The 12,450-nt window shown below is 51.5% G+C and carries 15 protein-coding genes; 2 read left to right on the top strand and 13 right to left on the bottom strand.

Going from position 1 to position 12,450, the window contains the following annotated elements; genetic code table 11:
- Nucleotides 1-4: 4 nt before the first annotated feature.
- Nucleotides 5-1,201 carry an OFA family MFS transporter gene (locus AAYN39_RS13050; RefSeq protein WP_001276374.1) on the bottom strand — a complete coding sequence of 399 codons (1,197 nt, stop codon included), beginning with the start codon at nt 1,199-1,201 and terminating at the stop codon, nt 5-7.
- A 115-nt stretch (nt 1,202-1,316) separates the two neighbouring features.
- Between AAYN39_RS13050 and AAYN39_RS13045 the strand changes: the two genes are divergently transcribed.
- Nucleotides 1,317-2,228, top strand: a complete 912-nt coding sequence (locus AAYN39_RS13045; protein WP_001581956.1) for a LysR family transcriptional regulator — start codon at nt 1,317-1,319, stop codon at nt 2,226-2,228.
- Nucleotides 2,229-2,280: 52 nt separating this feature from the next.
- Nucleotides 2,281-2,541, top strand: a complete 261-nt coding sequence (locus AAYN39_RS13040) for a YfhL family 4Fe-4S dicluster ferredoxin (RefSeq protein ID WP_001196291.1) — start codon at nt 2,281-2,283, stop codon at nt 2,539-2,541.
- Between the two features lie 111 nt (nt 2,542-2,652).
- Here AAYN39_RS13040 and acpS read toward each other — a convergent pair whose 3' ends face one another.
- The 12 genes from acpS to rseD all read right to left on the bottom strand — a co-directional run bounded on the left by acpS (nt 2,653) and on the right by rseD (nt 12,271).
- Nucleotides 2,653-3,033, bottom strand: a complete 381-nt coding sequence (gene acpS, locus AAYN39_RS13035; protein WP_000986043.1) for a holo-ACP synthase — start codon at nt 3,031-3,033, stop codon at nt 2,653-2,655.
- Entirely contained in the window at nt 3,033-3,764 is a 732-nt protein-coding gene (gene pdxJ, locus AAYN39_RS13030; protein ID WP_000818969.1) for a pyridoxine 5'-phosphate synthase, read from the bottom strand. The genes acpS and pdxJ overlap by 1 nt, the downstream gene beginning before the upstream one ends.
- Before the next feature lie 11 nt (nt 3,765-3,775).
- A complete protein-coding gene (gene recO / locus AAYN39_RS13025; protein ID WP_000399380.1) occupies nt 3,776-4,504 on the bottom strand; it encodes a DNA repair protein RecO in 729 nt (242 codons plus the stop codon).
- 11 nt (nt 4,505-4,515) lie between these two features.
- Complete coding sequence (era, locus tag AAYN39_RS13020; RefSeq protein ID WP_000102231.1) at nt 4,516-5,421, bottom strand: GTPase Era; 906 nt, start codon at nt 5,419-5,421, stop codon at nt 4,516-4,518.
- Entirely contained in the window at nt 5,418-6,098 is a 681-nt protein-coding gene (rnc, locus tag AAYN39_RS13015; protein WP_001068341.1) for a ribonuclease III, read from the bottom strand. The genes era and rnc overlap by 4 nt, the downstream gene beginning before the upstream one ends.
- A gap of 273 nt (nt 6,099-6,371) precedes the next feature.
- Nucleotides 6,372-7,346, bottom strand: a complete 975-nt coding sequence (gene lepB / locus AAYN39_RS13010) for a signal peptidase I (protein WP_000002559.1) — start codon at nt 7,344-7,346, stop codon at nt 6,372-6,374.
- Nucleotides 7,347-7,362: 16 nt separating this feature from the next.
- Nucleotides 7,363-9,162 carry a translation elongation factor 4 gene (gene lepA / locus AAYN39_RS13005; protein ID WP_000790154.1) on the bottom strand — a complete coding sequence of 600 codons (1,800 nt, stop codon included), beginning with the start codon at nt 9,160-9,162 and terminating at the stop codon, nt 7,363-7,365.
- Nucleotides 9,163-9,420: 258 nt separating this feature from the next.
- Nucleotides 9,421-9,900, bottom strand: coding sequence for a SoxR-reducing system protein RseC (rseC, locus tag AAYN39_RS13000; RefSeq protein ID WP_000589049.1), 480 nt, complete (start codon nt 9,898-9,900; stop codon nt 9,421-9,423).
- Nucleotides 9,897-10,853 carry a sigma-E factor regulatory protein RseB gene (gene rseB / locus AAYN39_RS12995; protein WP_000812023.1) on the bottom strand — a complete coding sequence of 319 codons (957 nt, stop codon included), beginning with the start codon at nt 10,851-10,853 and terminating at the stop codon, nt 9,897-9,899. Before rseB ends, rseC begins: the two co-directional genes overlap by 4 nt.
- Nucleotides 10,853-11,503: an anti-sigma-E factor RseA gene (rseA, locus tag AAYN39_RS12990; protein WP_001168379.1), complete on the bottom strand. Its 651-nt coding sequence runs from the start codon at nt 11,501-11,503 to the stop codon at nt 10,853-10,855. Before rseA ends, rseB begins: the two co-directional genes overlap by 1 nt.
- 31 nt (nt 11,504-11,534) lie before the next feature.
- On the bottom strand, nt 11,535-12,110 hold the full coding sequence (gene rpoE / locus AAYN39_RS12985; protein ID WP_000003307.1) for an RNA polymerase sigma factor RpoE: 576 nt from the start codon (nt 12,108-12,110) through the stop codon (nt 11,535-11,537).
- Nucleotides 12,107-12,271: a rpoE leader peptide RseD gene (rseD, locus tag AAYN39_RS12980; RefSeq protein WP_014344135.1), complete on the bottom strand. Its 165-nt coding sequence runs from the start codon at nt 12,269-12,271 to the stop codon at nt 12,107-12,109. The genes rpoE and rseD overlap by 4 nt, the downstream gene beginning before the upstream one ends.
- Between the last annotated feature and the right edge of the window lie 179 nt (nt 12,272-12,450).

Raw genomic sequence — 12,450 nt, 5'->3', positions numbered from 1 at the left:
CTGATTAATGAATTTTGGCTAAAACCGTTGCGACATATTTTTTCGTTATCAGGGTCAACACGACTCCAATAAGCAATAGCACCGTTGTCAAAATAAATACTGTATTGTAGCTTCCGGTATATTTTGCAATAGCGGACGTGACGTAAGGAGCAATAACCGCACCGACGGCAAAACCAAAATACATAAAGCCGTAGTTTAGTCCCTGGTTACGCATACCAAAATTCTGGCTGGTCAAGCCAAGGAAGATAACTAATATACCGGCATAAGCAAAGCCCACGCCCAGAGCGCTGAAATAGAATACCGAAGTATTACCGTTGAAGAACAACAGCAGCAGCATACAGACGCAGGTAAAAAGATAAACAATAACCAGCGTATTATAGCCGCCTAATTTATCGGTTAACCCTCCCCAGAACAGGCGACCGATCGAGTTAAATATCGAGACCAGGCTAACGACTAATGCACCGGACAGTAAACCGTACTGCGTCATACCAATTTGCGCAGAACTTGAGCTAATTACCATCCCAGAGAACACGCCCAGCGCCAGAATCATAAACAGCAGCCAGAAGCGCAGATCTTTCAGCATGTGCCGATAGTCTTTATCCAGTGGCGAGGCTTTAATTCCTCCGCTATCTTTTGCTGGCGCGCTACGAATAAAGAACTGGACGATAAAAATAACCACCAGATAAACAATACCCAGATATAACAACGCCCGACTAACATCGTGAGTTTGCGCCATAAAATATTCGGCCAGGCGGGTGCAAAGTAGCGTCCCGACGCCAACACCCGCCAGTACGATACCGCTGGCAAGACCGCGACGGTCAGGGAAAAATTTCAGAATATTATTAAGATTACCCGTAAAAGCCAGGCCCGATCCCAACCCGGCAATGACGCCGTAGGTTAAAAACAGCATGGGCAAATTATCCACAAACCCGGACAAGATAAAACCTAAAGAAAACAGGATACCGCCGATAACTATCGCCTGCTTTCCTTTACCATTGTCGATCATTCTCCCGCCCCAAATCATCGGTAAAGGAATGATCCCCATATTGATAGAGAATGCTAACGCCGGCGTAGCCGGATCCCAGTGATATTGCGCCATGAGTGGTGTTTTGAAATAGCTAAATGCGTAGACGCCCCCGAGCACAAAATTGATGCACACGTGAGCGGCAAGCATTCCCCAGCGGTTGATTGATGCCGACATAATTTTCCCTTTTTAAAATGCACTGATCACAGTTTAAAAAAAGCAAAATAGGCAAACAATTTGGTATTTTTTATAATCGTTATAACAAAACCCAATCGATTGGCATTAAATTTTAATGAATATCAAACAACTACACTCCTTCCTGATATTGTGTGATGAATTACATTATGGTCGGGCAGCCAGTCGCCTATTTATCACTCAGCCATCATTAAGTCAGCAAATCAAACAACTTGAGTCATCACTTAAAACAATATTATTTAAGCGAAAAGGCAGAGGAATTAAATTAACAAAAGCAGGCATTATTTTGCAACGACACGCTAACAAAATAATGCTGGATTTAAAAAATGCCGAAAATGAACTTCTTCCCTATCAGGATCAACAGCGCGATACTATTTCAATCGGGGTGTCAGGCAGCTACCTGGTCCTGCCCGCTTTTCGCAACTTTATGGCGCACCATCCGGAAATATCTTTAAATGTTAAAGAGTTCTCAACTGAGCAAACCATTAAAAAGCTGACGGATAGCGCCGTTGATATTGGCATTGTTTATCGAACAGCGCTCCCTGCCCAGCTAAGCTCGACCATGCTGTTTGAAGATGAAATTATCGCTGCAATCCCACTTTCTCATCCTCTGGCGACACGCGAACGTCTGCATCTAAAAGATTTAAACGACCAGCCCATTATCGTGCTTAATGACTCTCTGCTATTAAGAGGGATCATCACCACAGAATTTAATAACCGCAAAGTCGTTCCTAACGTCATCTGCGAACTGGATAACCACTACTCATGCCTTGAGTATGCCGAAGCGCAGATTGGCATCGCATTTATTACCCGCTCGCTAACCCATTTATCGACACCCAAAAATGTTCGCCTGGTTTCACTGGGCATCCCCGCATTCTTTATTCCTGTCATGCTGGTGCACAGTAATGACCTTTCACTGGATAACGCAACCATCTGCCTGCTCAAGCAGATCAAAAATTTTTACACTGTAGATAACAAATCAGCGCCAGAAAAGAGCTGGCCCGAGTAGAAAATAGGCGTATAATGCCCGCCCGATTTGTGTTGTTTCTGAGAATTTCCTGATGGCGCTGTTAATCACCAAAAAATGTATCAATTGCGATATGTGCGAGCCGGAGTGCCCGAATGAGGCGATTTCAATGGGCGACAGCATTTATGAGATTAACAGCGACAAATGCACCGAGTGTGTAGGCCATTACGAAACGCCGACCTGTCAGAAAGTCTGCCCGATCCCCAATACGATTTTGCAGGATCCCGCCCATGTCGAAACCGAAGAACAGTTGTGGGATAAGTTTGTTCTGATGCATCACGCAGATAAATTGTAAGCGGGTTAACGCACTTCCAACGCAACAATGCCTGATGGCGCTATGCTTATCAGGCCGGCAATATATCGGCCTGTAGGTCAGATAACGTGTTTACGCCGCCATCCGGCAAATCTAACTTTCCAGAATGACCGTAGCGCAGGCGTAATGGCGTTCATCGGCCAACGTGACATGCATGTGCGCCACACCGAGTTTTTCCGCCAGCGTTAACGCCTCGCCCCACAGCCGCAAACGTGGTTTTCCCAGCTCATCGTTAAACACTTCGAACTGATTAAACGCCAGACCGTTGCGGATGCCGGTGCCAAAAGCTTTCGCTGCCGCCTCTTTGACCGCAAAACGCTTGGCGAGAAAACGCACCGGCTGCTGATGCGTCTCCCAGATAGCCCACTCGTTGTCACTGAGCACACGCCTTGCCAGACGTTCGCCGGAACGGGAGATCACTGCCTCAATGCGGGCAATCTCTACAATATCCGTTCCCAGGCCGAGAATCGCCATTAGCCGCGCGCTTCCAGCATCAAACGTTTCATTTCAGCCACCGCCTCTTTCAGCCCCGTCATCACCGCCCGACCAATAATGGCATGACCGATATTGAGCTCGTGCATTTCCGGCAGTGCGGCAATAGCTTTGACGTTATGGTAGGTCAGGCCATGACCCGCATTTACTTTTAGCCCCAGACGGGCCGCCAGGGTCGCGGCGCTGGCAATACGCGCCAGCTCTTTTGCCTGTTCCGCATCGGTTTCTGCGTTGGCATAGCAGCCGGTATGGATTTCGATAAACGGCGCGCCGACTTCCGCCGCCGCGTTGATTTGCCTTTCATCGGCATCGATAAAGAGCGAAACCTGGATGCCAGCCGCCGCTAGGCGCGCACAGGCATCACGCATTTTATCGCGCTGTCCGGCCACATCCAGGCCGCCTTCGGTGGTGACTTCCTGGCGTTTTTCCGGCACCAGACAACAGAAATGCGGCCTGGTTTCTACGGCGATCGCCAGCATCTCTTCGGTCACCGCCATCTCCAGATTCATACGCGTATGCAGCGTCTGACGCAGAATGCGCACATCGCGATCGGTAATGTGGCGACGATCTTCGCGCAGGTGTACGGTAATGCCGTCCGCGCCTGCCTGTTCAGCAATAAACGCCGCCTGTACCGGATCCGGATAGTCGGTGCCGCGCGCATTACGTAACGTGGCAATGTGGTCAATATTGACGCCTAACAGTAATTCAGCCATGACAATCCTCGTTAATCTTTCTTCGTTTTTACTGTGCGTTTGGGCATAAATTGCCGGAACAGCTCCCGGCTTTTTAACGGTTTTCCCCCAAGATACGGCTTTAATGCCATACGGGTAAAGCGTTTAGCGGCACGCAGGGTATCTACATCCGGAAATTCCCGCGCCTCCAGCGCTTTCAGGTGCCGTCCGGTAAAGGTGTTGTTATCGATGACGACGCTGGCGAAAAAGCCTTTTTCTTCGCGGTAACGGTAGGTCATGGTGTCATCCACCCGTTCGCCGCTGCCTGCACAGTGGGTGAAATTGACGCCATACCCCAGATGTCCCAGCAACGCCAGTTCGAAACGTCGCAACGCCGGTTCAGGCGAGCCGGTGGTTCCCGCCAGCGCCTGAATACAGTTCAGATAATCAAAAAAGAGTTCGGAGAAGCGCGTTTCATATTCCAGTACGCGAGAGAGGAGTTCGTTGATATACAGGCCGCTATAGAGCGTAATACCGCTTAACGGCAGCGCCAGAGAAACTGCCTCGGCGCTGCGCAGGGTTTTCACCTCGCCGCGTCCGCTGTAGCGTAGCAATAACGGCGTAAAAGGCTGCAACGCGCCTTTCAGATTGGAACGTTTAGATCGCGCGCCTTTGGCGACAAGGCGCACGCGCCCCGATTCTTCCGTGAAGACGTCCAGCATCAGGCTGGTTTCGCTCCAGGGGCGACTGTGCAGGACAAATGCGCGCTGCCACCCTTCCACGCTGTGTTAACTCACAGATCGTCTACGTAACCGAGACTGCGCAGAGCGCGTTCGTCATCGGCCCAGCCGGATTTCACTTTCACCCACAGTTCCAGGTGTACCGGCGCTTCAAACATCTCCTGCATGTCTTTACGCGCTTCAATACCAATGGTTTTGATTTTGGCGCCTTTGTTGCCAATCACCATCTTCTTCTGCCCTTCGCGCTCGACGAGGATCAGCCCGTTGATATCATAGCCGCCGCGTTCGTTGGTAACAAAACGTTCAATCTCAACGGTAACGGAATACGGCAGCTCGGCGCCGAGAAAACGCATCAGCTTTTCACGAATGATTTCAGACGCCATAAAGCGCTGAGAGCGATCGGTGATATAATCTTCCGGGAAGTGGTGAATCGCTTCCGGTAAATGTTTACGCACGATACTGGCAATGGTATCGACGTTCATACCCGTTTCAGCAGAGATGGGGACGATATCAAGAAAGTTCATCTGGCTTGCCAGGAACTGGAGGTGCGGCAGCAAATCGGCTTTTTCCTGCACGTTATCCACCTTGTTAACGGCGAGAATAACCGGCGCTTTGCCATCGCGCAGTTTGTTCAGGACCATTTCGTCGTCCGGCGTCCAACGGGTGCCTTCTACAACGAAAATCACCAGCTCAACGTCGCCAATCGAACTGCTCGCCGCCTTATTCATCAAACGGTTAATGGCGCGCTTTTCTTCCATATGCAGTCCCGGGGTATCGACATAGATTGCCTGATACGGGCCTTCGGTATGAATACCGACAATGCGGTGGCGCGTGGTCTGCGCTTTACGGGAAGTGATCGAAATCTTCTGCCCGAGCAGTTTGTTCAGCAAGGTGGATTTGCCAACGTTCGGACGTCCGACGATGGCAATAAATCCGCAGTAAGTTTTGTCGGTGCTCATTCCAACTCCAGTTTTTTCAGCGCCTGTTCGGCGGCAGCCTGCTCCGCCTTACGACGGCTGGAACCCGTGCCAACCACCGGTTCGCTCAGGCCGCTGACCTGGCAGTGGATAGTAAATTCCTGATCGTGCGCCTCGCCGCGTACCTGCACAACCAGGTAAGATGGCAGCGGCAGATGGCGACCCTGCAAATACTCCTGCAAGCGCGTTTTAGGATCTTTTTGTTTATCGCCCGGACTTATCTCATCCAGACGGGTTTTATACCAGTTAAGGATTAACTGCTCGACGGTCTGGATATTGCTATCGAGAAATACTCCGCCGATTAACGCTTCCACGGTGTCCGCCAGAATGGACTCCCGACGAAATCCGCCGCTTTTTAATTCGCCCGGCCCTAAACGCAGGCACTCGCCTAAATCAAATTCACGGGCTAATTCCGCCAGCGTATTACCACGTACCAACGTGGCGCGCATACGGCTCATATCTCCCTCATCCACCCGTGGAAAACGGTGATAAAGCGCGTTAGCGATAACGAAGCTCAGGATTGAATCGCCTAAAAACTCCAGGCGTTCGTTATGTTTACTGCTGGCGCTGCGGTGAGTTAATGCCTGCTGCAACAGCTCCTGATGATTAAAAGTGTAGCCCAGCTTCCGTTGAAGCCGATTAATTACGATGGGGTTCATGCGATACCAATAAATGAATGCGTCAACAATCCAGCACACGAAACAGACCTGATACACGTCATCTGTCCTGCCGCATCGCTGCAGCGGAAAGAAGGTTGTCTATAACCAACGCTGTTTCGTGTGCCGTGGCGACCAAACGGCGCCAACCTAAAACTTCGGGGGAATATTCTATACACAACGACAGGGGATGTCGTTAGTCTGAGGGAATTTATCCAGGAAATAATTCACGCTGCCGCTAAAAAGACGACAGCGTGAACGATCATTTCGCCACAGTTAGTGAATACCGCCGATACGACTCAGGCGTACGCCTGTCGGCCACTCCCCTTCCTGCTTGTCAAAGCTCATCCAGATAGCGACCGCTTTACCGACCAGATTCGCTTCCGGAACAAATCCCCAGTAACGACTATCCGCGCTGTTATCGCGGTTGTCGCCCATCATGAAATATTGCCCCGGCGGTACAACCCAGGTCGCCAGCGGTTGTCCTGGCTGTTGGTAATACATGCCCAACTGATCCTGGGCTATCGGCACCATCAGGATGCGGTGGGTCACATCGCCTAACGTCTCTTTACGTTCGGTCAGGCGAATGCCGTTTTCTTTTGTCTCGTTTAGCGGAACCTCAAAGAAACCGCTGGTCGCTTCTCCGCCGTTACGGCGGGCAAAGGTCTGTACAAAATCGCTCGGCTCAACGTTAGAGTAGGTAACCGGCAGCGCATTTTCGCACGCCTGACCGGAGCTACAGCCAGGCTGAATCGTCACCTCTTTCGCAACCGGATCATAAGTGATTTTATCGCCCGGCAAACCGACGGCGCGTTTGATGTAATCTAACTTAGGATCTTCCGGATATTTAAATACCACAATATCCCCGCGCTTTGGATGACCGGTTTCAATCAGGGTTTTCTGGTAGATCGGATCTTTAATGCCGTAGGCAAATTTTTCCACCAGAATAAAATCGCCGATAAGCAGTGTCGGCATCATTGAGCCTGACGGGATCTGAAAGGGTTCATAAAGAAATGAACGAACGATCAGAACGATCGCCAGAACCGGGAAAACCGACGCCCCGGTCTCCAGCCAGCCCGGCTTAGGCGCCACTTTATTGAGCGTAGCGTTATCCAGCGCATCTCCCGACGCCGTTTGCGCGGCAGCCTGGCGCGCCCGACGTTTTGGCGCGAAAACAAACTTATCAACGCACCATAAAATGCCCGTCACCAGTGTGGCTATCACCAGAATCAGGGCAAACATGTTCGCCATGCCAACTCCTTAGGGATTATTTATTGTCTTTACCGACATGCAGAATGGCGAGGAACGCCTCCTGAGGCAGCTCGACGTTACCGATCTGCTTCATGCGTTTCTTACCTTCTTTCTGTTTCTGCAGCAGTTTTTTCTTACGACTGATATCGCCGCCGTAGCACTTCGCCAGCACGTTTTTACGTAACTGTTTTACCGTCGAACGGGCAATAATATGCGTACCAATCGCCGCCTGAATCGCGATATCAAACTGCTGGCGTGGAATCAAATCTTTCATTTTCTCCACCAGCTCGCGACCACGGCTTTGCGAGTTATCACGGTGCGTGATCAGCGCCAGCGCATCGACACGCTCGTTGTTGATTAACACATCAACACGCACCATATCGGAAGCCTGGAAGCGCTTGAAGTTATAATCCAGAGACGCATAGCCGCGCGACGTTGATTTCAGACGGTCAAAGAAGTCGAGCACCACTTCCGCCATCGGGATTTCATAGGTCAACGCAACCTGGTTACCGTGATACACCATGTTAGTTTGTACGCCGCGTTTCTCAATACACAGCGTAATAACGTTACCTAAATAGGCTTGTGGTAACAGCATATGACATTCGGCGATAGGCTCGCGCAGTTCATAAATGTTATTCAACGGCGGCAGCTTGGAGGGGCTATCAACATAGATAGTCTCTTTCGCCGTTGTTTCTACTTCATAAACCACGGTCGGCGCAGTGGTGATCAGATCCAGATCGTATTCGCGTTCCAGACGCTCCTGAATGATCTCCATGTGCAACAGGCCGAGGAAGCCGCAGCGGAAACCAAAGCCCAGCGCCGAGGAGCTTTCCGGTTCATAAAACAGTGAGGCATCGTTCAGGCTCAGCTTGCCGAGCGCGTCGCGGAAACTTTCATAATCGTCGGAGCTGACCGGGAACAGACCTGCATAGACCTGCGGTTTCACCTTCTTAAAGCCCGGCAACGCTTTTTCAGCTGGGTTACGCGCTGAGGTTAAGGTATCGCCAACCGGCGCGCCGAGGATATCTTTAATGGCGCAGACCAGCCAGCCTACTTCGCCGCACTTCAGCTCGGTACGATCAACCTGTTTCGGCGTGAAGATCCCCAGGCGGTCAGCGTTGTAGGTCTGCCCGGTGCTCATCACTTTAATTTTGTCGCCTTTACGCATGGTGCCGTTTTTAATACGCACCAGGGATACCACGCCCAGGTAGTTATCGAACCAGGAGTCAATAATCAGCGCCTGCAGCGGGCCGTCCGGATCGCCTTGCGGCGGCGGGATATCGCGCACCAGGCGTTCCAGAACGTCCGTCACGCCGACACCCGTTTTGGCGGAGCAGCGTACCGCGTCCGTCGCATCGATGCCGACAATGTCTTCGATTTCTTCCGCCACACGCTCCGGATCGGCGGCCGGCAGGTCAATCTTGTTAAGCACCGGCACCACTTCAAGATCCATTTCCATCGCGGTGTAGCAGTTCGCCAACGTTTGCGCTTCTACGCCCTGGCCGGCATCCACCACCAGCAGCGCGCCCTCGCAGGCGGCTAACGAACGGGAAACTTCATAGGAAAAGTCAACGTGTCCCGGCGTGTCGATAAAGTTCAGTTGATAAGTTTCACCATCAGACGCTTTAAAATCCAGCGTCACACTCTGGGCTTTAATAGTAATACCGCGCTCACGCTCAAGATCCATCGAATCAAGTACCTGAGCTTCCATTTCACGGTCAGACAGGCCACCGCAGATTTGGATAATACGGTCAGACAGCGTCGATTTACCGTGGTCAATGTGAGCAATGATCGAAAAGTTACGTATGTTCTTCATAGAGATAAATTATTATGCCTTACGCCTGGTTGACCAGACTTTAGAGGTCGCTGTTCTGAGCTTAACGTCTGTTTTAACTGAAACGCCGCATTCTACACTACAACGCTAAGGCGAGGAAATGTTCATAGTGTAAGGAGAGCGGGAACTGGAAAACGCCTCGCTTTTTTCCTGTAAAACACCGCAACGCAGGAAAAGCGCATGCTTATCGGGACAACAACCCAACGCGGCAGGTGTACCATGTACCATTGGGCAAAACGTTTACTGGCGCGTTTCGATTGAGGTAGTTTCGACGCGGACAAGGTCAGGCGGGAGGGCAACGTTTAAAATCACGGGCTGCCAGGCGTCGCGCTCCGCCAGTTTTCGGGAATAGCCGCGGGCAACCAGAAAACCGCCCACTCCGCCCAGCACGGCCCCGCTTAATGCGGCAAGGTCAGATCCAAACAGCATCTGAAAAAGCGCCGCACAAAGAAATAGCCCCGCTAAAGGCGACATATAGACCAGCAACGCCGAACCTAAAAGGCTTTTTTCGGCGATGCCCAACTCGACTTTCTGCCCCGGAGCCAGCGGCTCCGCGCTTGGCACAACAATGGTATGCGTGGTTTGCGGCCCTAATTTATTCAGCACGCGACTGCCGCATCCCGCACGGGAGGCGCAGCTGCTGCATGACGCTTTAACGTCGCAGCTCACCACCGCCTGACCATTCTGCCAGGAGATAACGGTTGCCCACTCTTTAATCATTGTACTGCCCTGAATTTGATACTGTCGGCAATGCGCTTCGCCGTTTGCGGCGGAAGCTCTCCGACAATGGTGATTTCCGCGTTGTCGCGAACGCTGCTATAAACCGTTCGGCGCCCGGTGCGCAGCATCTGATCGCTGCTGTTTTGCGTCGCCCGGTTCACATTGACGGAAAAGCTAAACAGACCGTCAGAATAAAGCCGCGATTCGATAGGCAGGTTATCCATCGTCGGCAACGGACGACGGCTGCTGGAAACTTCGCTAAAGCCTTGCGGCACCCAGGATGGATTCCAGTTAAATTTCGTTTTTTCGCCACCGGGAACAGAAAGCAGCGGCGGCAGATTCGCCTTCGCCAGCGCCTGCATGGTGCTGCCGATATCCTGACTCACCGTGAACGCAATAACGCGGAACTGCTCCAGCGTCTCGCCGTCGCGATCCAGCAGATCAACGCGCATCGGTAGTTTGGTGTCCATGTCCATCCAGACGATATAGCTGTAACGCGTACCATCGCGCGCCACAACGCGGATAACTTCGCATAATCTGTCTGCGATACGGGTGCGTCCGACGGAAATAAAGTCGTAGTAAGGCGCCAGACGCTTGAAATCGGTGTAAATCAGGGAAGGCAGAGAATCGACAATATAATCACCGTTCAGGGTGAACGGCTCAAGGCCCGGTTCAAAATAACTGATTTCATTACCACGCTGTACGACCTCCCGGCGGGGACCGTCCAACTGTAGCAATTGCGCAAGCGGGCGACTATCCAGGCGTGCGTGTCGATAACGCAGAGATTCAACGCCTTGTTTCGTGATGCTGACGAATGACAGCTCGTAATTCAGTGACTGACTGGCGATGTTCATCTGCTGCAATAACGCCCCGGACGCAGGGTCGGCCGAGGCGTTTACTGAGAAGAACAGGCTAGCCGCCACAAGGGACATGGCAAACCAAAGTTGCTTCATTACTGCGATTGCGTTCCTAAAGTTTGGATTCCTGGCACCTGTACCGCGGCTTGCTGGGTTTGCGCCTGCTCAAACTGAAGCTGTTCGGAGTGCAGTCGGCGCTGCAGTTCATAGTCCTGCAACATGGCATTAATGCGACGACGCTGCTCCTGTACCTGCTGTTGCTGACTGCCGACAGGCGCTGCTTCAGAAGGCACTCCCAGACTTACCGGGCTGGCTTTCCCCATCATAGGCAGGGTATTGAAAACCGGCGTTTCAGGTTGTTGGGATGTTTCAGATTGCCCATTATAGTGCTGGACACCGACGATAACTGCAAGTGAAACGCACGCCGCCACGCCCATTTGGGTAAGCTGCGCCGCCCACGGACGCACTTTTTTCCAGAACGGCATTTTCTGCCATTGCTGCGGAGCGGGTTGGGCCTCAGGGATTAATGGCGTCACCTGACGTACTGGCTCGTTTTCAATAGCGGCCATCACGCGGGCGGATATATCGAAATGGAGAACGTCAGGCGTATCCCCCCGCATTGAATCGCGGATCAGGTGATAACTCTCCCAGGTTTTCTGCATTTCCGAGTCGTGCGTAAGCGCTTTGAGCAGCTCACTATCCAACGTTTCGCCATCCATCAAAGCGGAAAGTTTTTCTTTCTGCATGCCTAATACCTTTTCCAGTATCCCGCTATCGTCAACGCCTGATAAGCGGTTGAACTTTATTATCAATAGCTTCCCGCGCCCGGAAGATACGTGAACGCACCGTCCCCACCGGGCAATCCATGATAGCCGCTATCTCTTCATAGCTCAGGCCATCCAGCTCCCGTAAGGTGATTGCCATACGTAAATCTTCCGGGAGGGACTCAATAGTTCGGAAAACTATCTGTCTCAGTTCTTCTGACAACATTAAGTTCTCAGGGTTCGAAATTTCTTTCAGCGCGCCGCCGCTTTCAAAGTTTTCTGCTTCAATCGCGTCTACATCACTGGAAGGCGGACGACGCCCCTGCGCAACCAGGTAGTTCTTCGCGGTATTGACCGCAATACGATACAACCAGGTATAAAAAGCGCTATCCCCCCGGAAAGAATCCAGCGCGCGATAGGCCTTAATAAATGATTCCTGTACGACATCGGGAACGTCGCCCGATGGCACATAGCGGGAAACCAGACTCGCCACTTTATGCTGGTAGCGCACTACCAGTAAGTTAAAGGCTTTCTGATCTCCCTTCTGGACCCGTTCAACCAGGACCTGGTCCGTTAACTGCTCGCTCATCCGAGGTAATGTCTCCCCAAACCAAATTTCCACGCGCTTTCGAAACGCCACTCCATAAGCCGCACTATGAGCAAGCAACAGGTTAGAGTGTCTATGTTTCGTAAAGTTCCGTTACGCATTTGTTTTTGTTTGTCATGTTGTAGACAGGTCTTATCTTCCATTATAAGTCTACAGATGCTGAACAACGCACTATCTGTACAGAAATGCCCATTTCGTCGTTTGCAGAGTAACCTAACAGCATCTTTATTTCACTACAAAATCCGACGCTAACACCCTGCCCTATAAAATATTTTTTGCCGTTTATCTCTCGCCGTATTTTTATTTTATGTTTAATAAGCAC

Source organism: Salmonella sp. K21076, assembly GCF_039650795.1.
GTDB classification, from domain to species: domain Bacteria; phylum Pseudomonadota; class Gammaproteobacteria; order Enterobacterales; family Enterobacteriaceae; genus Salmonella; species Salmonella enterica.
Note: the sequence above shows the minus strand (reverse complement) of the source record. Positions and strands in the feature narration are given on the sequence as shown.

Coding starts and splice junctions, on each gene's coding strand:
- AAYN39_RS13045 (WP_001581956.1), top strand. CDS start 1,317: ATGAATATCAAACAACTACACTCCTTCCTGATATTGTGTGATGAATTA.
- acpS (WP_000986043.1), bottom strand. CDS start 3,033: ATGGCGATTCTCGGCCTGGGAACGGATATTGTAGAGATTGCCCGCATT.
- rnc (WP_001068341.1), bottom strand. CDS start 6,098: ATGAACCCCATCGTAATTAATCGGCTTCAACGGAAGCTGGGCTACACT.
- pdxJ (WP_000818969.1), bottom strand. CDS start 3,764: ATGGCTGAATTACTGTTAGGCGTCAATATTGACCACATTGCCACGTTA.
- lepB (WP_000002559.1), bottom strand. CDS start 7,346: ATGGCGAACATGTTTGCCCTGATTCTGGTGATAGCCACACTGGTGACG.
- rseA (WP_001168379.1), bottom strand. CDS start 11,503: ATGCAGAAAGAAAAACTTTCCGCTTTGATGGATGGCGAAACGTTGGAT.
- era (WP_000102231.1), bottom strand. CDS start 5,421: ATGAGCACCGACAAAACTTACTGCGGATTTATTGCCATCGTCGGACGT.
- rseB (WP_000812023.1), bottom strand. CDS start 10,853: ATGAAGCAACTTTGGTTTGCCATGTCCCTTGTGGCGGCTAGCCTGTTC.
- rseC (WP_000589049.1), bottom strand. CDS start 9,900: ATGATTAAAGAGTGGGCAACCGTTATCTCCTGGCAGAATGGTCAGGCG.
- lepA (WP_000790154.1), bottom strand. CDS start 9,162: ATGAAGAACATACGTAACTTTTCGATCATTGCTCACATTGACCACGGT.
- rpoE (WP_000003307.1), bottom strand. CDS start 12,110: ATGAGCGAGCAGTTAACGGACCAGGTCCTGGTTGAACGGGTCCAGAAG.
- AAYN39_RS13040 (WP_001196291.1), top strand. CDS start 2,281: ATGGCGCTGTTAATCACCAAAAAATGTATCAATTGCGATATGTGCGAG.
- AAYN39_RS13050 (WP_001276374.1), bottom strand. CDS start 1,201: ATGTCGGCATCAATCAACCGCTGGGGAATGCTTGCCGCTCACGTGTGC.
- rseD (WP_014344135.1), bottom strand. CDS start 12,271: ATGGAAGATAAGACCTGTCTACAACATGACAAACAAAAACAAATGCGT.